At 69.8% G+C, this 19,867-nt stretch carries 16 protein-coding genes; 10 read left to right on the forward strand and 6 right to left on the reverse strand.

Going from position 1 to position 19,867, the window contains the following annotated elements:
* Positions 1-11 precede the first annotated feature (11 nt).
* Positions 12-1,091 carry a lysophospholipid acyltransferase family protein gene (locus E5671_RS26705; RefSeq protein ID WP_160506457.1) on the forward strand — a complete coding sequence of 360 codons (1,080 nt, stop codon included), beginning with the start codon at positions 12-14 and terminating at the stop codon, positions 1,089-1,091.
* Positions 1,092-1,148: 57 nt separating this feature from the next.
* On the opposite strand, the gene E5671_RS26710 is transcribed toward E5671_RS26705, so the two are convergent.
* From E5671_RS26710 to E5671_RS26720, 3 genes are all read right to left on the reverse strand, one after another.
* Complete coding sequence (locus E5671_RS26710; RefSeq protein ID WP_160506458.1) at positions 1,149-2,390, reverse strand: DUF5667 domain-containing protein; 1,242 nt, start codon at positions 2,388-2,390, stop codon at positions 1,149-1,151.
* A 267-nt stretch (positions 2,391-2,657) separates the two neighbouring features.
* Complete coding sequence (locus tag E5671_RS26715) at positions 2,658-3,449, reverse strand: ECF subfamily RNA polymerase sigma factor, BldN family (RefSeq protein WP_160506459.1); 792 nt, start codon at positions 3,447-3,449, stop codon at positions 2,658-2,660.
* A 301-nt stretch (positions 3,450-3,750) separates the two neighbouring features.
* Complete coding sequence (locus tag E5671_RS26720; protein ID WP_160506460.1) at positions 3,751-4,695, reverse strand: HAD family hydrolase; 945 nt, start codon at positions 4,693-4,695, stop codon at positions 3,751-3,753.
* A 137-nt stretch (positions 4,696-4,832) separates the two neighbouring features.
* On the opposite strand from E5671_RS26720, the gene E5671_RS26725 reads away from it, so the two are divergent.
* The 7 genes from E5671_RS26725 (at position 4,833) to E5671_RS26755 (ending at position 12,754) form a co-directional block, all read left to right on the forward strand.
* Positions 4,833-5,111: a glutaredoxin family protein gene (locus tag E5671_RS26725; RefSeq protein WP_160506461.1), complete on the forward strand. Its 279-nt coding sequence runs from the start codon at positions 4,833-4,835 to the stop codon at positions 5,109-5,111.
* 305 nt (positions 5,112-5,416) lie between these two features.
* A complete protein-coding gene (locus E5671_RS26730; RefSeq protein WP_160506462.1) occupies positions 5,417-6,172 on the forward strand; it encodes a redox-sensing transcriptional repressor Rex in 756 nt (251 codons plus the stop codon).
* Positions 6,169-7,893 carry a glutamyl-tRNA reductase gene (locus E5671_RS26735; protein WP_160506463.1) on the forward strand — a complete coding sequence of 575 codons (1,725 nt, stop codon included), beginning with the start codon at positions 6,169-6,171 and terminating at the stop codon, positions 7,891-7,893. The genes E5671_RS26730 and E5671_RS26735 overlap by 4 nt, the downstream gene beginning before the upstream one ends.
* Complete coding sequence (hemC, locus tag E5671_RS26740) at positions 7,890-8,849, forward strand: hydroxymethylbilane synthase (protein WP_160506464.1); 960 nt, start codon at positions 7,890-7,892, stop codon at positions 8,847-8,849. Before E5671_RS26735 ends, hemC begins: the two co-directional genes overlap by 4 nt.
* Positions 8,846-10,504: a uroporphyrinogen-III synthase gene (locus E5671_RS26745; protein WP_160506465.1), complete on the forward strand. Its 1,659-nt coding sequence runs from the start codon at positions 8,846-8,848 to the stop codon at positions 10,502-10,504. Before hemC ends, E5671_RS26745 begins: the two co-directional genes overlap by 4 nt.
* Positions 10,505-10,652: 148 nt before the next feature.
* Complete coding sequence (gene hemB, locus E5671_RS26750) at positions 10,653-11,642, forward strand: porphobilinogen synthase (RefSeq protein ID WP_160506466.1); 990 nt, start codon at positions 10,653-10,655, stop codon at positions 11,640-11,642.
* Between the two features lie 134 nt (positions 11,643-11,776).
* Complete coding sequence (locus E5671_RS26755; protein WP_160506467.1) at positions 11,777-12,754, forward strand: zinc-binding dehydrogenase; 978 nt, start codon at positions 11,777-11,779, stop codon at positions 12,752-12,754.
* On the opposite strand, the gene E5671_RS26760 is transcribed toward E5671_RS26755, so the two are convergent.
* Both E5671_RS26760 and E5671_RS26765 read right to left on the reverse strand, forming a co-directional pair.
* Positions 12,751-13,671: an NAD(P)-dependent oxidoreductase gene (locus E5671_RS26760; RefSeq protein WP_336606065.1), complete on the reverse strand. Its 921-nt coding sequence runs from the start codon at positions 13,669-13,671 to the stop codon at positions 12,751-12,753. The two genes, E5671_RS26755 and E5671_RS26760, sit on opposite strands and share 4 nt — an antisense overlap.
* A gap of 978 nt (positions 13,672-14,649) precedes the next feature.
* Entirely contained in the window at positions 14,650-15,180 is a 531-nt protein-coding gene (locus tag E5671_RS26765) for a DUF4232 domain-containing protein (RefSeq protein WP_160506469.1), read from the reverse strand.
* Between the two features lie 203 nt (positions 15,181-15,383).
* Between E5671_RS26765 and E5671_RS26770 the strand changes: the two genes are divergently transcribed.
* Positions 15,384-16,688 carry a helix-turn-helix domain-containing protein gene (locus E5671_RS26770; RefSeq protein WP_160506470.1) on the forward strand — a complete coding sequence of 435 codons (1,305 nt, stop codon included), beginning with the start codon at positions 15,384-15,386 and terminating at the stop codon, positions 16,686-16,688.
* Between the two features lie 93 nt (positions 16,689-16,781).
* Entirely contained in the window at positions 16,782-17,990 is a 1,209-nt protein-coding gene (locus E5671_RS26775) for an aminotransferase-like domain-containing protein (protein WP_336605855.1), read from the forward strand.
* Here E5671_RS26775 and argS read toward each other — a convergent pair.
* The gene (argS, locus tag E5671_RS26780) at positions 17,987-19,759 is read right to left on the reverse strand and encodes an arginine--tRNA ligase (protein WP_160506472.1); all 1,773 of its coding nucleotides are present in this window, start codon (positions 19,757-19,759) and stop codon (positions 17,987-17,989) included. The genes E5671_RS26775 and argS overlap by 4 nt on opposite strands.
* Positions 19,760-19,867 lie beyond the last annotated feature (108 nt).

The following is a 19,867-nucleotide window of genomic DNA, read 5'->3' on the forward strand; positions in this document are numbered from 1 at the left end:
GAGCGTCAACGATGGCGGACGCCAAGGTCATTCCGTTCGACGACGACCGGTCGCGCACGGGTGCGCAGCGCCCATCGCGGCGCAGGGGCGCGGGCCGGCGCAAGAACGATCCGGCAGCCGTGCGTGAGGTCACGGCCATGCCGGGCCAGCAGGACGGAGAGCCGAAGATGGAGCGGGCCGAGTCGCAGCCTTCGCGCCAGGCGGCTCCTGAGGCCGGTGCCGGCACCGGACCGGAGCCGCGGGGCGGTGGCGGTGGACTGGAGCGGCGTATCGCGGGTGGCCTCGCGTTTCTGCGCCGGCGGCTCACGGGTGACTACGAGGTCGACGACTTCGGTTACGACGAGGAGCTCACCGACCAGGTCCTGATGTCCCTGGTGAGGCCGCTGTACGAGAAGTACTTCCGCGTCGAGGTGAAGGGCATCGAGAACATCCCGTCGGAGGGCGGGGCGCTGATCGTCGCCAACCACTCGGGGACGCTGCCGCTCGACGGCCTGATGATGCAGGTCGCCGTGCACGACAACCACCCCGAGGGGCGGCATCTGCGGCTGCTCGCGGCGGACCTCGTCTTCATGCTGCCGGTGGTCAACGAGCTGGCCCGCAAGGCGGGGCACACGTTGGCGTGCGCCGAGGACGCCGAGCGGTTGCTCGCGCGGGGCGAGCTGGTGGGGGTGATGCCGGAGGGTTTCAAGGGCATCGGGAAGCCGTTCAGCGAGCGCTACAAGTTGCAGCGGTTCGGCAGGGGCGGGTTCGTTTCCACGGCGCTGAGGGCCGGGACCCCGATCGTTCCCTGTTCGATCGTGGGGGCGGAGGAGATCTACCCGATGATCGGCAACGCGAAGACGTTGGCGCGGGTGCTCGGCTTCCCCTACTTCCCGATCACGCCTACGTTCCCTTGGCTCGGGCCGCTGGGTGCGTTGCCCTTGCCGACGAAGTGGACGATCCAGTTCGGGGAGCCGATTCCCACGGACGGTTATCCGCCGGAGGCGGCGGAGGATCCGATGCTGATGTTCAACCTGACCGATCAGGTCCGGGAGCAGATTCAGCACACGTTGTACAAGCTGCTGGTGCAGCGGCGGTCCGTGTTCTTCTGAGGGCTGACATGAGGGAGGGCCGGACCCACTGGGTCCGGCCCTCCCTCATGCGTACCGCTACTTCGCGTCCTCTTCGTCGATCCCCAGGCCCGGCAGCAAGCCGGGCAGGATCGGCGGCACCGTGACATCCGGCTTGGCCGACGGGGACTCCTTGTCGGAGGAACCGCCGTCCAGCGGGCTGCTCGGGGTCGTGTCGGACTTCGGGGGGTCCAGGAGACCGCCCGTGTTGCCGCCGAGGAGGCCGTCGTCCTCGCTGCCGCCGTCCGATGTGGAGGGGTGCGGCCTGCTGTTGTCGGCGCTCGAGCCCTCCCTCGGAGACGAATCCGGGGACGAGGGGCTGTCGGGGGTCGACGAGCCGGAGGAGTCGCCCTGGCTCGGCTGTCCGGGGGCGTCGCTCGTGTCCGGGGTGCGGGGGAAGAGGGAGCGGAGGGGGTCCACTTCCTGGTCCATCGCGTCGAAGACCGAGGTCACCTCCTCGCCCACGTCGCCGAGCTGGACGGGCAGCCGGCTCTGCAGGTCGCTCCAGCTCCTGCGGTGCGACTCGGCGAAGGCGGACAGGGTCTGGATGTGGCCGAGCGAGCCGTCTCTCTCGTACGCCTGGTGGAGAAGGCGGTGGCCTTCCGTGGCGTCGTGCCGCATGCCCGAGAGGGCTCGCCTGACCTCGCCCAGGGATTCGTGGTCGAGGTCGCCGGTGCGGCCCCGCTCCATCAGCCGGCGGGCTTCGTTCAGGCGCGTCGACGCGTGGTCGAGATAGACCCCGCCCTTGTCACTGTCGCCGTCGGCCATGCCCAGCTTGAGGTCCTCCATGCCGCGCTTCAGGCCGTACAGCGAATCGCCCGGCAGCGCGTCGGAGCTGGCCGCGGCCACCCCGCTGAACGCGCCGGCGGCCACGCCGACGGTGAGCCCGCCCGCGGCGATGCCTTGCGACAGCCGGGAGCGTGGCTTCAGTTTGCGCAGTCCCGTGGCCCGGTGGGCACCCTTGCGGGACCGCTGTTCGGGCACCGAGGTGCCGATGGTCCCACCGCCCGCGGCCGTGCCCTCAAGGAGCATGGCCTCCATGGCAGCTACGAGCTGGGCCCGCTGGACCACTTTGACCTCGGGATCAAGCTCCGGCTTCGGCAGCTCGCCGAGGCCGGTCGCCAGGGTCAACATCCTGTCCGGGGCCGCTTTTTCGGACGGCACGGGATCGGGCGTGACGGAACCTTCGGACTGCTCGGCCGCCGGGCTCTGGTCGGATTGCTCCTCCAGGGCCTGGGCGAAGGCGTTCGCCCGCCGGTGTGCCGATACGTTCGCGATCACTGGCGGCACCTCCTCTCGTCATGACGGTCGACTCCCCAGGGGGTCCTGAGGGTTGCACGACCTGAGCACTTCCACACGATCGAGTGAGCGGAGGTAGTCAGGGTGCGACCACAGGGAGCCTGCATCCCGCACAACGAGCGTCGCGGCACTTGGGTTACGGACGGAGGATGATCGGACCGCCCAAATTCCGTGACGGCCATCTGGCCGCCACGGAGCGTGAGTTGAGCGCTCCGCACGGCTACAGAGGGCGATGGACGGCGCGCGGCGCTAGCGCACGTCGTCGGGGAGAAGCCGGGCGAGCGTGCGCACGGCGCGGTACTGGAGGGTCTTGATCGCGCCCTCGTTCTTGCCCATGACCCGAGCGGTTTCGGCGACCGAGAGGCCTTGCAGGAAGCGCAGGGTCACGCACTCCTGCTGCTGGGGGTTGAGGCGGCGCACGGCGTCGAGCAGTGCGGCGTTCGAGAGGGACTCCAGGACGGAGTCCTCGGGGCTGCGCTCGACCTCGTTGGCGTCGAGCATTTCGCCTGTGGTCACTTCGAGGCGGAAACGGCTCGATTTGAAGTGGTCGGCGACCAGATTGCGAGCGATGGTGACGAGCCAGGCGCCGAAGTCACGGCCCTGCCAGGTGAACGTGCTGATGCGGCGCAGGGCGCGCAGAAAGGTCTCGCTGGTGAGGTCCTCGGCGGTCGCCTTGCCGCCGACGCGGTAGTAGATGTAGCGGTAGACCGTGTCGCTGTACTGGTCGTAGAGACGGCCGAAGGCGTCGGACTCGCCCGCCTGGGCGCGTTCGACGAGGTCCATCATGCGGGCGCTGTCGCTGTCCGCGGCGGGACGGCGGGGGGTGGGGGTTGAGGTGGCGGCAGAGGCGGAACGAGCCCGTCTGCTGACCGCCGCGCCGCTGTCCGCCAGGGCATAGACGGGCCCGGCGGGTGTGGGGACGGCAAATGCGGGGACGGCGGGGCCGGCGTACGCGGTGGGGACGAAGCCGCGCAAGCGGTCGGCGACCGTTGCGCGCAGCGTAGCCAGGCCCGAGGCGTCAACCCCGACGTGTGGGTACACGGGACTCCCAGAGGCAGAGCTTCCATCACGTGCAGTGCGGAACCGTTCACCCGTCGTAGCGACGTGTGGGGTCCGTAATGCGTCTGAGGAGAATAACGCTTCGTACAGGCGGCACTACACCCAGTTGCTCAAATCACCGATTACGTCGCTTCTGTTACCGGTCTATGCCCGATCAAGTAGCGCACAGTGAACGCTTGTTGATCGAAAAGGGTCACATTCCGTCTAAGCACGGGGCGTGTTGTGGCCGAGTGCTACCAACGTGACTGGCGAGAGCCCGGGCGGGGTAGGACCGAGAGAATGTTCAGTGGCGGCGGCGGTGCAGGGCGATGGCCGCGGCCGTGCCGCCCGCGATGGCGCCGACGCCCGCCGCGGCCGGGATGCCGACCTTGGCGGCCTTGCGGCCGGTGCGGTAGTCCCGCAGGCGCCAGTCCCGCTCACGTGCGTGTTTGCGCAGCTTGGCGTCGGGATTGATCGCGTACGGATGCCCGACGAGCGAGAGCATCGGGATGTCGTTGTGCGAATCGCTGTACGCCGCGCAGCGGGCCAGGTCCAGGCCCTCGGCCGACGCGAGCGCGCGTACCGCCTCGGCCTTCGCGGGGCCGTGCAGGGGCTCGCCGACGAGCTTTCCCGTATAGACGCCGTCCACGGACTCCGCGACCGTGCCGAGCGCGCCGGTCAGGCCGAGGCGGCGCGCGATGATCGTCGCCGTCTCCACCGGGGCGGCCGTGACCAGCCAGACCTTCTGGCCGGCGTCCAGGTGGGCCTGGGCCAGGGCGCGCGTGCCGGGCCAGATGCGCTCGGCCATGTACTCGTCGTAGATCTCCTCGCCGATGGACATCAGCTCGGCGACGCGGTGGCCCTTGACGATGGACAGGGCGCTGTCGCGCGCGTCCTGCATGTGCTCGGGGTCCTCGACGCCCGCGAGCCTGAACCACGCCTGCTGCCAGGCGAATCTGGCCAGCTCCTGGCGCTCGAAGAACTTCCGCTTGTAGAGGCCGCGGCCGAAGTGGAAGATCGCGGCGCCCTGCATCACGGTGTTGTCGAGGTCGAAGAAGGCAGCGGCCTTGTCGTCGCCGAAGACCGGGAACTCCGGCTCCTGCTCGGCTTCGTCGGGCGCGGCGGCCTCCGCCAGTTCCTCCAGCTCCTGCGAGGACTTGCGCGCTGCCTCAGCCGAGGCCTCGCCTGCCAGCACGCTCCGCGCGGTGGCGGAGCGCCTACGGGGGGTGAGCCATCCGAGAGCGGCCATGTCGTGAGCATAGCTAGTTCGTTCGGTCGTTCCGGAGTCGGCAGGATTCGGTGCTGTGAACTCTGCGCGACCGCACCGTTAAAGAGGCGGCCGAAGAGACGGCCCTCGCGGCGCGTCGGCGGGGCGAGAATGGTGTCATGAGCCCGATTTTTCGCCGTACGGAGAAGAAGAAGCCCCAGGACCGGACGGTCACCTTGATCGGTAAGCCCGGCTGTCATCTGTGCGATGAAGCACAGCTGGTGATCGAGAAGGTCTGCGGCGAGCTGGGAGTCGTATGGGAGAAGAAGGACATCACGCGGGACGAAGAGCTCAACCGGGCCTACTGGGAACAGATCCCGGTGGTTCTGGTCGACGGGGAGCAGCACACCTTCTGGCGCGTGAACGAAGATCGACTGCGCCGCGAGCTCGCTCCGTAGTCCGAATCGTCACTGACCGACGAGTCCAAACGGCCCGAATGGTCCCTTAGGATCGTGGGCGGTTTTGGTCTCGGGGGCGATGATCGTGAGGAGAGTGTGCGGTTTTGCCCCCATCAAGTGAGCACCGCAGCCTCATGTGCGCCGGTTCCCGCAGAGTGCGCCGGGGGCGCGTGACCCCGGTCACGTTGGCCGGGCAAATCGGACACCATCTTTGTGCACGCGTTCACAAAGACATAGCCTGCTTTCGACGGGGCGGTCTGGGGACGTGTGACCGCCTGCAGCCCCGCTCTACCCGCAGGAGCACCGTGGCAACTGGCCGAACTCACCGACCGGCGACCCGCAGCCGAGGGATTCCCGAGGCCACCGTCGCCAGGCTTCCGCTGTACCTCCGCGCTCTCACCGCACTGTCGGAGCGCTCGGTGCCCACGGTCTCCTCCGAGGAGCTCGCGGCCGCCGCGGGGGTCAACTCCGCGAAGCTGCGCAAGGACTTCTCCTACCTCGGTTCCTACGGGACGCGCGGTGTGGGCTACGACGTCGAGTACCTCGTCTACCAGATCTCACGCGAGCTCGGCCTGACCCAGGACTGGCCCGTCGTGATCGTCGGCATCGGTAACCTCGGTGCGGCGCTCGCCAATTACGGCGGGTTCGCCTCGCGTGGCTTCCGCGTCGCAGCCCTGATCGACGCCGACCCGGCGATGGCGGGCACCCCCGTCGCGGGCATGCCGGTGCAGCACACGGACGACCTCGAGAAGATCATCAGCGACAACGGCGTCTCCATCGGCGTCATCTCCACCCCGGCGGGCGCCGCCCAGCAGGTCTGCGAGCGGCTCGTCGCCGCCGGTGTGACCTCGATCCTGAACTTCGCGCCCACCGTTCTCTCCGTGCCCGACGGCGTCGACGTACGCAAGGTGGACCTCTCCATCGAGCTGCAGATCCTCGCCTTCCACGAGCAGCGCAAGGCCGGCGAGGAAGCCGCGGCCGACGGTGCCGTGCCTCCCGCTGCCGCCAAGCAGCAGCGGAAAGGACCCGACGGGGACGTCCCCGCCGTGATGCCGGCATGAGTCTCCTCGTCGTAGGGCTGAGCCACCGCAGCGCTCCGGTGAGCGTCCTGGAGCGGGCCGCGCTCAACGTGGACGCGCAGGCCAAGCTCCTTCAGGACACGCTCGCCGCCGAACCCGCGGCCGAAGCCGCCGTGCTCGCCACCTGCAACCGCATCGAGCTGTACGCCGACGTGGACAAGTTCCACGCGGGCGTCGCCGAGCTGTCCACGCTGCTGGCCCAGCACAGCGGTGTGGGCCTCGAAGAGCTCACCCCTTATCTGTACGTCCACTACGAGGACCGAGCCGTCCACCACCTGTTCTCGGTGGCCTGCGGCCTGGATTCGATGGTCGTCGGCGAGGGGCAGATCCTCGGCCAGATCAAGGACGCCCTCGCGCGCTCCCAGGAGCTGCACACCGCCGGGCGCCTCCTCAACGACCTCTTCCAGCAGGCCCTGCGGGTCGGCAAGCGCGCCCACTCGGAGACCGGCATCGACCGGGCCGGGCAGTCGCTCGTGACCTTCGGCCTCGAACAGCTCGCCGGGCGCGAGCCCGTCGAGGCCTGGGCCAAGGGCAAGCGCGCCCTGGTCATCGGCGCCGGCTCCATGTCCTCGCTCGCCGCGGCCACGCTCGCGCGCGCCGGGGTCCACGAGGTCGTCGTCGCCAACCGCACCCTCGACCGGGCACACCGCCTGGCGGAGATCCTCGCGGAGGGCGGCACGGGCACCGTCGCGCGCGCCGTGCCGATGGACCAGGTGGCGGCCGAACTGACACGTGCAGATGTCGCGGTCTCCTGCACCGGAGCGACCGGTCTCGTCCTGACGGCGGAGGCCGTCGCGGCGGGGGTCGCGGACCGTACGGGTGCGCCCGTCACCGTGGGCGCGCCGCGCGTGCCCGCGTCCTCGGCCCCCTCCGCCCCGCACGACGCCGCCGCCGACTCCGACGAGGCCTGCCCGCTCGGGCTCTCCGGCGACGGGGCGGCCGTGCCCCGCGGGGTCGGGTTCTCCGTCATGGGCGAGGAAGCCGTCGCCGGGATGGACGCCGCGACCCTTGAGCAGCACGCGGCCTGGGTGGACAACGCACCCGCCGAGCGCCGCGACGACCCGGCGAGCGAGGCCGACACCATCACCGCGCTCGCCGCGGCCGTGACCGCCACGGGGCGTGTGCCCGAGCGCCGCCGCGGCCCCTCGATCGTCGAGACCGGCAACGTCCTGCTCGCCCTGCTCGACCTGGCCATGCCCCGCGACATCGACGGCGCCGTGCACCGCATCGACGGCGTACGCCTCGTCGACATCGAGTCGCTCGCCGAGGCCTCCGCCGACGCCCCCATGGCCGACGACGTGGAGCGGGTCCGCGCGATCGTCTCCGACGAGGTCGCCGCCTTCGGCGCAGCCCAGCGGGCCGCGCACATCACGCCGACCGTGGTCGCCCTGCGCACCATGGCCGCCGACGTCGTCGCGAACGAGATCGCGCGGCTCGACGGACGGCTCCCCGGACTTCCGGAGAAGGAGCGCGCGGAGATCACCCAGACCGTCCGCCGCGTCGTCGACAAGCTGCTCCACGCACCCACCGTGCGGGTCAAGCAGCTGGCCGGCGAGCCCGGCGGCGCCGGGTACGCCGACGCGCTGCGCACCCTCTTCGACCTCGACCCGCAGACGGTCGCCGCCGTCAGCAGGGCCGACAAGATCAATGAACCCACCGATCAGAACGCATCGCAAACAGATCCGAATCGAGGCCGGGCATGACCGAGAGGGCACTGAGGCTCGGGACACGGCGCAGCAAGCTGGCCATGGCCCAGTCCGGGCAAGTGGCCGAAACAGTGAGGCAGTTGACCGGCCGCCCCGTAGAGCTCGTGGAGATCACGACGTACGGCGATACGTCCCGTGAGCAGTTGGCACAGATCGGCGGCACCGGCGTCTTCGTGACGGCCCTGCGCGACGCGCTGCTCGCCGGCGAGGTCGACTTCGCCGTCCACTCGCTGAAGGACCTGCCGACCGCGCAGCCGGACGACCTGGCCCTGGCCGCGGTCCCGCTGCGCGAGGACCCCCGCGACGTACTCATCGCGCGCGACGGGATGACCTTCCCCGAGCTGCCGAGCGGCGCGCGCATCGGCACCGGCTCGCCCCGCCGCATGGCGCAGCTCAACGCCTACGCCCGCAACCACGGGCTCGCCATAGAGACCGTGCCGATCCGCGGGAACATCGACACCCGCATCGGGTTCGTGCACAAGGGGGAGCTCGACGCAGTCGTGCTCGCCGCCGCCGGGCTCCACCGCGTCGGCAGGATCGACGAGGTGACCGACTTCCTGTCGGTCGACACAGTTCTGCCCGCCCCCGGCCAGGGGGCACTGGCGATCGAATGTGCCGCGTCCAACGCGTCACTGACCGCCGCGCTCGCCGAGCTCGACGACCCGTACACCCGGGCCGCCGTGACCGCCGAGCGATCCCTGCTCGCCGCCCTGGAAGCCGGTTGCAGCGCACCTGTGGGTGCGTTGGCCGACTTGCTGGCCGACGGGCAGATTGTCAAGGAAATGCGCCTGCGCGGCGTCGTCGGGGCAACCGACGGCTCGACGCTGGTGCAGCTGTCCACCACCGGTCCCGTGCCTGAGACGCATGACCAAGCCATGGCGCTCGGCCGCGAACTCGCTGCCGAGATGCTTGCCAAGGGCGCGGCCGGTCTGATGGGGGAGCGAGCACTTTGAGCCCCACCTCGAACCTTCCCGGCCTTCCCGCACACGGGCACGTCACCTTCCTGGGTGCCGGACCCGGAGATCCGGGACTACTTACGCTGCGCGCCGTCGAGGCGCTGGCCCGAGCGGACGTACTGATCGCCGAGCCTGATGTGCTCGACGTCGTTCGCGCGCATGCCAGGGGAGGTGTGGACACACCTCAGCCAGGGGCAGTTGACGACGCGTCAGCGATCGCCGAAGCCTCGTCATTGCGAGCCGCCACCAATCTTGTCATGGAGGCAGCGAGGGGCGGCAAGCGGGTCGTGCGTGCCGTCAGCGGCGACGTCGGCCTCGATACGTACGCGGCCGAGGAGATGCTCGCCTGCGCCGCCGAAGGCATCTCCTTCGAAGTCGTGCCCGGCATCGCTGCGGCGGTCGGTGTACCCGCCTACGCGGGTGTTCCGCTGCGCGACGCCCAGGGCACGGACGTGCGTTTCGTCGACGCGCGCACCGCGTCCGACCGCTGCTGGAGCGAGGTGGGGACGTCGGACGGGACCGTGGTCGTGTCGACCTCCCTGGACTCCGTGGCCGCGGCCGCCGGTGAACTCGTCTCGTCCGGACGCAAGCCGGACACCCCGATGACGGTGACCGTCGCCGGTACGACGACGCGTCAGCGCACCTGGCAGGCGACCCTGGGCACCATCGCCCAGGTCCTCAAGCAGGCGAAGGTGCTGCCATCGCCCGACGGAGGCCAGCCCGTCATAGCCGTGGTCGGTGAGCGGTCCGCCGCCGCCCAGCGCGACCAGCTGTCGTGGTTCGAGTCGAAGCCGCTCTTCGGGTGGCGCGTACTTGTCCCGCGTACGAAGGAGCAGGCGGCCTCGCTCTCCGACCAGCTGCGGTCCTACGGAGCGGTGCCGCACGAGGTGCCGACCATCGCCGTGGAGCCGCCGCGCACGCCGCAGCAGATGGAGCGCGCGGTCAAGGGCCTGGTCACGGGCCGCTACGAGTGGATCGCCTTCACCTCCGTCAACGCGGTCAAGGCGGTACGCGAGAAGTTCGAGGAGTACGGGCTCGACGCCCGCGCCTTCGCCGGGATCAAGGTCGCGGCGGTGGGTGAGCAGACGGCCGCGGCGCTTGTCGCTTTCGGCGTGAAGCCCGACCTGGTGCCCAGCGGTGAGCAGTCGGCCGCCGGTCTCCTGGAGGACTGGCCGCCGTACGACCCGGTCTTCGACCCGATCGACCGTGTCTTCCTGCCGCGCGCCGACATCGCCACGGAGACGCTGGTCGCCGGGCTCATCGATCTCGGGTGGGAGGTCGACGACGTCACCGCCTACCGGACCGTGCGCGCGTCGCCGCCCCCGGCGGACACGCGTGAGGCGATCAAGGGCGGCGGCTTCGACGCCGTGCTCTTCACGTCCTCGTCCACCGTGCGGAACCTCGTCGGCATCGCCGGCAAGCCGCACAACGTGACCGTCATCGCCTGCATCGGCCCCGCCACCGCCAAGACCGCGGAGGAGCACGGGCTCCGGGTGGACGTGATGGCTCCGGAACCTTCCGTCCACAAGCTGGCCGAGGCGCTCGCCGAGTTCGGAACGCGGCGTCGGATGGCTGCGCTCGACGCGGGGGACCCCGTCACCCGGCCCAGCGAGCGGCGGCCGGGATCCCGTAGGCGGCGTACGGCACCGTAGCCTTCGGCGGTGAGCGGGATACGGCGTACCGTAAATCACCGGCTGCGCCGAGTTCGTCCTCAAACGCCGGACGGGCTGGAAATTTGCCTGGCCCCGGCTGAGATCCTTCAGCCGGGGCCAGAGTCTTTTCATGAGGTGAGTGAGAACAGTGACCAAGTACGGATCCTTCCCCGGGGCCAGGCCCCGCCGCCTTCGGACGACCCCCGCCATGCGGCGCATGGTCGCCGGGACGCGCCTCCACCCGGCCGACCTGATCCTCCCCGCGTTCGTGCGCGAGGGGATCAGCGCCCCCGTGGAGATCGGCGCCATGCCCGGCGTCGTCCAGCACACCCGCGACAGCCTGAAGAAGGCCGCCGTCGAGGCGATGGAGGCCGGGGTCTCCGGGATCATGCTCTTCGGAGTGCCGGAGGAGGAGAAGAAGGACGCCGCCGGGACCGTCGGCACCGACCCGGACGGGATCCTCCAGGTCGCCCTGCGCGACGTGCGCGCCGAGGTCGGTGACGACCTCATCGTCATGTCCGACCTGTGCCTCGACGAGTTCACCGATCACGGTCACTGCGGTGTCCTCGACGCCGAGGGGCGCGTCGACAACGACGCCACCCTTGAGCGGTACGCGGAGATGGCGCAGGTCCAGGCGGACGCGGGCGCCCACGTGGTGGGGCCGAGCGGCATGATGGACGGTCAGGTCGGTGTCATCCGCGACGCGTTGGATCAGGTCGGGCACGAGGACGTCTCGATCCTCGCCTACACCGTCAAGTACTCGTCCGCCTTCTTCGGCCCCTTCCGCGAGGCCGTCGGTTCGTCCCTGAAGGGCGACCGCAAGACCTACCAGCAGGACCCGGCCAACGCCCGTGAGTCCCTGCGCGAGCTGGCGCTCGACCTCGACGAGGGCGCCGACATGGTGATGGTGAAGCCGGCGGGCCCCTACCTGGACATCCTCTCCAAGGTCGCCGACGCGGTCGACGTGCCGGTGGCGGCGTACCAGATCAGTGGCGAGTACGCGATGATCGAGGCCGCCGCCGAGCGCGGCTGGATCGACCGGGACCAGGCGATCATGGAGTCGCTCACCGGCATCAAGCGCGCGGGCGCGAACATGATCCTCACGTACTGGGCCACTGAGGTGGCGCGGAAGCTCTGAGCGGAAGTTCTGAGCGGACGTTCTGAGTGGAAGCTCTTAAACTGGCTCCCGCTTGACCTCAAGTTTGCTTGAGGTTGCAGGGTGGTGTGTATCGACGTCCGGCCGACGGACCGTCGACGTTCTGAGGAGGACGTATGCGCGCCGTTGTGCTGCACGAGTTCGGGCCCGCCGAGAATCTGACGTACGAGACCTTGCCCGACCCCCTCGCGGGGCCGGGCCAGGTGCGGATCGCCGTACGGGCGGCGGGAGTTCACTACGTCGAGACCGTCATGCGGCGCGGCGACGCGAGTGACATGGCGCCGCCGCTGCCCGAGCTGCCCTCCGTCTTCGGCGGGGAAGTCGCCGGAGTCGTCGACGCGGTGGGCCCCGGGGTGGATCCCGCGTGGCTCGGTCGGGCCGTCGTGACCCCGCGCAGTGAGCCCGGCGGGTACGCCGAACTGACGGTGGCCGACCTCGCCCAGCTGCACGAGGTGCCGGACGGGCTCGGGTTCGAGTCCGCCGTGGCCATGGTGGTGACAGGGTCGACGACCATGGGGCTTCTGGACGTAGCCCAACTCACATCTTCCGACGTGGTGTTGGTGACTTCAGCCGCCGGTGGCATCGGGCGGCTCGTGGTGCAGTACGCCCGTGGCGTCGGGGCGGTGGTGATCGGCGCCGCAGGCGGGGCCGACAAGGTCGAGGCCGTCTGGGAGCTCGGCGCCGATCTCGCCGTCGACTACAACCAGCCCGGCTGGGCGGACACCGTGCGCGAGCGCCTCGACGGGCGCCAGGTGACGGTCGTGATCGACGGGGTGGGCGGCGAGAAGTCGGCCGCCGCGTTCGGCCTCATCGGCGAGGGCGGGCGTTACGTGGTCATCGGCTGGTCCTCGCAGGAAGGGTTCGAGCCGGACGCGGGAGTCGTGGAGGAGCGCGGCATCACCGTCACGAACGCGCTGATGCAGCTGATCGCCCGGCCCGAGGACGGCCCCGACCACGAGCGGCGGGCCCTGGAGGCGGCGGCCAAGGGGGAGTTGGTACCGGCGGTCCAGACGTTCCCACTGCCGGAGGCGGCGCGGGCGCATGCGGCCATGGAACGGCGGCAGACGACGGGGAAGGTCGTGCTGGTGCCTTAGGCCGGCACGGCCTGGCCCTTCTTGAGCAGGGTCGCCAGGCGCGAGAGCCCGTCCGCCGCGTGGCCCTCGGCGATCGAGCGGTCCAAGAGGCCCTGGAGCGGCCTGAAGAGTTCGTCGCTGATCCCCGCCTGGGCGTATGCCGTAAGGAAGTTGGGGAGCGCGGCTTGGTTGATCTCCAGGGACGAGACGTCCGTGAGGTGCTGCCCGGAGTCCAGGGCCTCGGCCATGCCGGGCACCAGGCCGTCCGTCATGGCGTTGACCCACTCCCTGAGCAGCGGCGCGAACTCCCGGGCCGGTACGCCTCCGCTGCCGATCAGCGCGTACGCCTGGGCCACGCCCATCACCATGCCGTACATCCCCGTGAGCAGGGACAGGTCGTAGAGCGCTGCGCCACCGGGGTCGTTGCCGACCCACTTGGTGTCCGCGAGCGCCTCCAGGGTGGGGCGGTGGGTCGCGAAGACTGCCTCGTCCGCGCCGCTGTAGAGGATGTACGCGCCGGGCGTCGCGATCATCTGGGGGACGGCCATGATGCCGCCGTCGATGTACGCGATGCCGTGGGCCGCCGCCCAGTCCGCCAACTCCCTTGCCTGGTTGGGCGTTCCGTTCGTGAGGTTCACGACCGTACGACCGGCGAGGGCCTCCGCCTCGGGGGCGAGGAGGGCGCGTACGTCCGCGTTGGTGGTGAGGCAGACGATGATCAGGGGGCTTGCGGTGATGGCTTCCCTGGCCGTGGCCGCGGGGGTCGCGCCCTGGGCGGCCAGGGGCCCGGTCTTGGAGGCGGTGCGGTTCCAGACCGTGGTCGGGTGGCCGGCTTTGATCAGGGCGGTGGCGAGGGCGGTGCCCATTAGGCCTAGGCCTAGGACGGTTGTGGGGGGTTGGGGGGTGGGGGTGGGTGTGGGGGTGTTGGTGGGGTGGATGTGTTGGTGGGTGTGGGGGTGTTGCTGGGCATGGGGGCTCCTTTGAGGGGCGTGGGTTTCGGTGCTTCTGGGTACGCCCTTGATCCTCGTGGGGCCCTGCGGTTGCGAACAAGTACCGACTAATTAGTGCGGTACTTACCTGCTGGTGTGTGTGGGTGGCTGAGGCGAGTTGCAATGCATTTAGCGTGGTACCTGTGGGTGGGTGGCTGAGCGAGCCTCCATCCCTTGGGGGGACACTCGGGTCCGGTGGGGGCTGACTTTCGTCGGCTGACGTTCGGACGTGGCCATGGATTGAACGCTGGGTTTTCACGACGGGGGCATGGCTCTCGGCGAGGGCGGCGCGCCAGCAAAGACGCAGCAACGGGGAGGGGGGGGAGGGGGCGCGGCCGTCGCCTGGCCGCCGCTCGTTGGTGGATTGAGGTTCAGAGGCCCAGTGCAGAGAAATCCCGGGTGCTCCCGATGCGAGCTGGGGGTTTGCGGGGAGGGGGTGGGACTTTCTTGCATTCCGTCCCCACGGCCAGCCACTCGCAGCACATCCGCAACTCGCGTCCCCGATGCGTCCTCGACGGGCCCCGATGCGCGCCAATCGCCGTCCATTGTCTATTGCCCACCGGCCATTGCAGGAAATTCCCCCTCGCTCCCTCTGCGGGCGGGGTTTTGCGGCGTAGGCGTGGGACTTGTTTGCATGCCGCACCCGCACCCGCGCCACAAGCCCCCAGCCCTCGCCCGCGACGAAAGTCCCGCCCCCCCCCTGCTCGTTGCTGCTGTCTTTTGGTGCAAGCGGGTTGTGGGTTGTGGGTCGGTGGAGAGGGATTGGTGAATCTGGGGCCCGTTCGTACATCAGCCCACGAAAGTCAGCCCCCACCGGGCCCGCGCGTGACCGCATGGGATGGAGGCTCCATCAGCCACCCACCCGCAGGTACCACGCTAATTAGTAGGTCCCTACGTTTGCTGCTTCGCTGCGGCCGGCTAGGGGCGTCACCACATCAGCGCGTCCGATGCCGACGTCTGCCAGTACGTGACGAACGCCGAGCTGTCCACGTACACGCCAGCCTGCGGGAGCTTCGCGTCTGCCGGGTTGCCCACGCTGCCGTTCATCGCGCTGTTGGAGAAGTGGACCTCCAGCTTGTGGGCCTGGGAGCCGTTCGTGCCCTCGGGGGATGACGTGCCGATGGCCGCGTACGCCGTCTGGCCCGGCTTGAGGGTGACGACCGCCTGGGGCATGCTCGCGTCGAGCCACGGAGTGGCCGCCTGGGCCTCGTCGAAGCGGAGGAACGGGGCGCCGTACGCGTAACACGTCTTCGTGCCCGTGTTCTTGGCCTTCAGGAGCAGGTGGTTGATGGGGCGGTCGACCTCCTGCACGGTGACCTTGGTGGTGGCGGCGGTGCAGGTGACCGGGGCCGACTTCGCGGCGGGGGTCGCGGCCGAGGCGGCGCTGCCGAGTGCGGTGAGCGAGAGGGCTGCGGTGAGGGCCGCGGCGGCTGCGGTGGCCTTGGTGCTGAATCGCATGGCTGGTCTCTTTCGGTGTGACGGGAGCGACGCGAGCCGCGCCGAGGGGCTCCCGGATGTGGCGTGCTTGTATGGCCACAGCTTGTGCGGGGTTTCGTCCCAGGGGCCAGCGTGGGACGGCAGTTGGGGACGTTGGGACGCTTGTGCCGCTGTGAACTGCGGAAACTCCGTTCCTTGGAACGGCCGGATGGGATGGGGAGAGCGTGGGGGCTGGCGATCTCGCGGAGTTGCTGCGGGAGCTGAAGGAGAGGTCGGGGCTCAGTTACGGGGCGCTTGCCAAGCGGTTGCATGTGTCGACGTCGACGCTGCACCGGTATGTCAACGGGACGGCCGTACCTACGGAGTTCGCTCCGTTGGAGCGGCTCGCGCGGGCGTGCGGGGCCTCGCGGGAGGAGATGGTCGAGGTCCACCGGCGGTGGATCCTGGCCGATGCGTCGCGAGGGGATCGCAAGGAGGAGGCGTCCTCTGCTGCTGTTGCGGCGCCCGGTGCCGTGGACGGTGATCGTGCGCCCGGCGTCGTGATTGGTCCTGCCCCTGCGGCGGTTGGGAGGCGGGTGCCCAGGGCGCGTGTGCTCGTTGCCGCCGGTGTCGTTCTCGCGCTCGGTGCCACCGTCGTCGCCGTACAGGCCTCATCCGGCGGCGGTGACCGTGACCATGTCTCCACCGACTCCCCGAGCGCGGAGGGTGGGGAGTTGGACAGAAGCCCGGACGCCGTGTCCGCGTCGCCCTCAGAGAAGGAGCCCGGCAAGGGCAAGGGCGGCAAGGAGTCGGCGGCATCCGACAAGCCGGAGAGTGGAGACAAGGGCAAGGGTGGTGGGGGCGAGTCTCGGGGCCCCGGGGGCGGCGGCAAGGGCGGTGGTGGCGGCGCCGGTGCTGTTCCAGTGACCGTTTCCACCCAGCCTCAGTACTGGGATGCTCCCTGCGGCCATCCCTACCTCGTCGACAAAAATCCCGGCACCCTCTCCCCGCCCCCCAACGAACAGGATGCCGCCGGCTGGGTGTCCGCGAACGGCGCGGTTTCCGCCCGGGATCAGACCGTGAAGCTGACCGTGCAGGGCACGGGCAAGGACACCGTCGTCCTGGAGTCCCTGAACGTCCGCGTCGCCGGAACCAGCGCGCCCCTCGCGTGGAACAACTACAAGATGGGATACCTCGGCGTCGGGTGCGGCGGCAGCGTGCCCCAGCACTCCTTCGACGTCAACCTGGACGCGTCGGTGCCCCGCCCGACGCCGCAGGGTGGGGAGAGCGGCTTCCCCTACAAGGTGAGCGCGAGCGACCCCGAGGCGTTCTACATCAACGCGACCGCCAACACCCGTTACGTACGGTGGTACTTGGAGCTGGAGTGGTCGAGCGGCACCCGGCACGGCACGGTCCGCATCGACGACACGGGCAAGCCGTTCGCCACGAGCGGCGACCAGGGCCGTCCTGTCTTCGGGTACTCGCTCGACAGCAAGAAGTGGACGAAGACGAATCGCGGCAATGACGATGTGCCGGACCCGGCAGAGTAGTTGGGCCCGCATTCCGGAATGGCGTGTGTAGGCGGCACTTACGTGCCTAGGGTGCGAATCGAGCCATCCGACCGTGCCGAAGGAGCCGCCGCCGTGACCGTCACCGAGCCTGCCCCCGCCGTCGCACCCACCCCGCCGCTCGCCGCGCGTGCCGCCTCGGTAGGGGGCTCTCCTGTACGGGACATCCTGGCCGTGACCGCGAGGCCCGAGGTCATCAACTTCGCGGGCGGGCTTCCCGCACCCGGCCTCTTCGACAAGGAAGGCATCACCGCAGCCTTCCAAGCCGTGCTCACCGAGCAGCCCGAGCGCGCGCTCCAGTACTCCACGACCGAGGGCGAACCCGCCCTGCGCGCCGCCATCGCCGAGCGGTTCTCCGTGCGCGGGCTCGCGACCGGAGCCGACGACCTCATCGTCACCACCGGATCGCAGCAGGCGCTGTCCCTGCTCGCCACCGCCCTCATAGAGCCCGGCGAGACCATCCTCGTCGAAAGCCCCTGCTACCTCGCGGCCCTCCAGGCCTTCGGCTTCGCGGGCGCGCATGTCGTGCCCGTACCGTGCGACGAGGCCGGGATCGAACCGGACGCCCTCGACGAACTCGTCGCCCTGCACCGGCCCAAGCTGTTCTACACCGTCCCCACCTTCCAGAACCCCACCGGCCGCACCATGCCCGCCGGGCGCCGCGCCGCGATCGCGGACGTCGCCGCGCGGCGCGGTCTGTGGATCGTCGAGGACGACCCGTACGGGGAGCTGCGCTTCGAGGGCGAGCGCGTGCCGTGGATCGCCTCGTACCCCGGGGCCGAGGACCGCACCGTACTGCTCGGAAGCTTCTCCAAGGTCATGGCGCCAGGCATGCGCCTCGGCTGGCTGCGGGCGCCCGCCGCGCTGCTGCGTGCCTGCGCCATCGCCAAGCAGGCCGCGGATCTGCACACGCCCACGGTCAATCAGCTCGCTGCGGCACGGTACTTGGCGGACAGCGACCTGGACGCGCATGTCGCGCACGTCGCGGGGGAGTACCGCGTGCACCGGGACGCCATGCTCGCGGGGCTCGGGGCCGCGTTGCCGGAAGGGTCCAGCTGGCTCCGGCCGGAGGGCGGCATGTTCGTCTGGGCGAAGCTGCCCGACGGATACGACACCGCCGCCTTGCTCCCCGAGGTCGTCAAGCATGACGTGGCGTACGTTCCCGGGGCGCCGTTCTTCGCCGGGGAGCCGGACCCGACGACGCTGCGGATGTGCTTCGTGACGCAGTCCCCCGACGAGATCGCCGAGGGACTGCGGAGGCTCGGGGACGCGCTTCGGGGTTAGAGGCGCTCAGGCGTCCTGATGCCGAGGAGCTCCATGCCCTGGTGCAGGGTGCGGGCGGTGATGTCGCAGAGGAACAGGCGGTTCTCCGCGACGTCCTGCGGCGGCTTCGGCTTGATGACCGGGCACTTGTCGTAGAACGTCGTGTACAGCGACGCCAGTTGGTACAGGTACGCGGCCAGCTTGTGCGGCGCGTACTCCTCCGCGACCTCCGCCACCGTCTCCGCGAACTGGTCGAGGTGGAGGCCCAACGCCCGCTCGGCGTCGGCCAGTTCGAGCTCAGGGTGGGCCTTGGGGGAGACGTCGTCGGCCTTGCGCAGGATCGACTGGATACGGGCGTACGCGTACTGGAGGTACACGCTCGTGTCGCCGTTCAGGGACACCATCTGGTCCAGGTCGAACTTGTAGTCGCGCACCGCCGACGTCGACAGGTCGGCGTACTTCACCGCGCCGATGCCCACCTGGGCGCCGCGCTCGGCGATCTCCTCCTCGGAGAGGTCCTGGGCCTTCTCACGGACGATGGCCGACGCCCGGTCGATCGCCTCGTCGAGCAGGTCGATGAGGCGTACCGTCTCGCCCTCACGCGTCTTGAACGGCTTGCCGTCCTTGCCGAGCACCGTGCCGAAGCCGAGCTGCACCGCCTTGACGTCGTCCGTCAGCCAGCCCGCCCTGCGGGCCGTTTCGAAGACCATCTTGAAGTGCAGGGACTGCCGCGCGTCCACCACGTACAGGAGGGTGTCGGCCTTCACGTTGAAAACGCGGTCGCGGATCGCGGAGAGGTCCGTCGCCGCGTACCCGAAGCCACCGTCGGACTTCTGGACGATCAGCGGGGACGGGTTGCCGTCCGGGCCCTTCACGTCGTCGAAGAAGACACACAGCGCGCCGTTCGACCGGACCGCGACGCCGGACTCCTCAAGCATGCGGCAGGTCTCCGCCAGCATGTCGTTGTAGCCGGACTCGCCGACGATGTCCTCGTCGGCGATCTCCACGTCCAGCTTGTTGAAGACCGAGTAGAAGTAGACCTTCGACTCGTCCACGAACCGCTGCCAGATCGCGAGGGTCTCCGGGTCGCCCGCCTGGAGGTCGACCACCCGGCGCCGGGCCCGCGTCTTGAACTCCTCGTCGGAGTCGAAGAGCACCTTCGACTCCTTGTAGACGCGGTTGAGGCTGGACATCGCCTCTTCGCCCGCCTGCTCGGTTCCGTCGGCCGCCTGGTGGCCCAGCGCGTCCGGGTGCTCGATCAGGTACTGCACGAGCATGCCGAACTGGGTGCCCCAGTCGCCGATGTGGTGGCGGCTGACGACCTTCTCGCCGGTGAATTCGAGGATCTTGACGACGGAGTTGCCGATCACCGAGTTGCGGAGGTGGCCGACGTGCATCTCCTTGGCCACGTTCGGCTGGGCCCAGTCGACCACCGTCGTACCGGCCTTCTCGGCGTACGGCACGCCGAGGCGGTCGCCGTCGGCGGCGCGCGCGGCGAGGTTCTCGGTGATCGCCTTGTCGGTGACCGTGACGTTCAGGAAGCCGGGGCCCGAGACCTCGACGTCCTTCAGCAGGTCAGGAGCGTCGATCGCGTCCACGACCTTCGTCGCGAGCTCGCGCGGGTTCGCCTTCGCCTTCTTGGCGAGGGCCAGGATCCCGTTGGCCTGGTAGTCGGCCCGGTCGCTTCGTCGCAGCAGCGGGTCGGCGGTGCCGGCCTCCGGCAGGGCAGCCGAGAGGGCGTCCGCGAGGCGCTGGTGGACGGAGGCGGTGAGGGACGTGACCGAGGCCATGAATGGGTGCCGTTCTGCTCGGGTGCCTGGTTGCTGGGGGTCTAGAAATTCGAGTATCCCACGGGGTGAAAAGCGGTTTTCGCGGTTGCGGGGCGACCTGGGAGAATG

Origin of the sequence: Streptomyces sp. BA2 (assembly GCF_009769735.1) — a bacterium.
Lineage (GTDB): Bacteria > Actinomycetota > Actinomycetes > Streptomycetales > Streptomycetaceae > Streptomyces.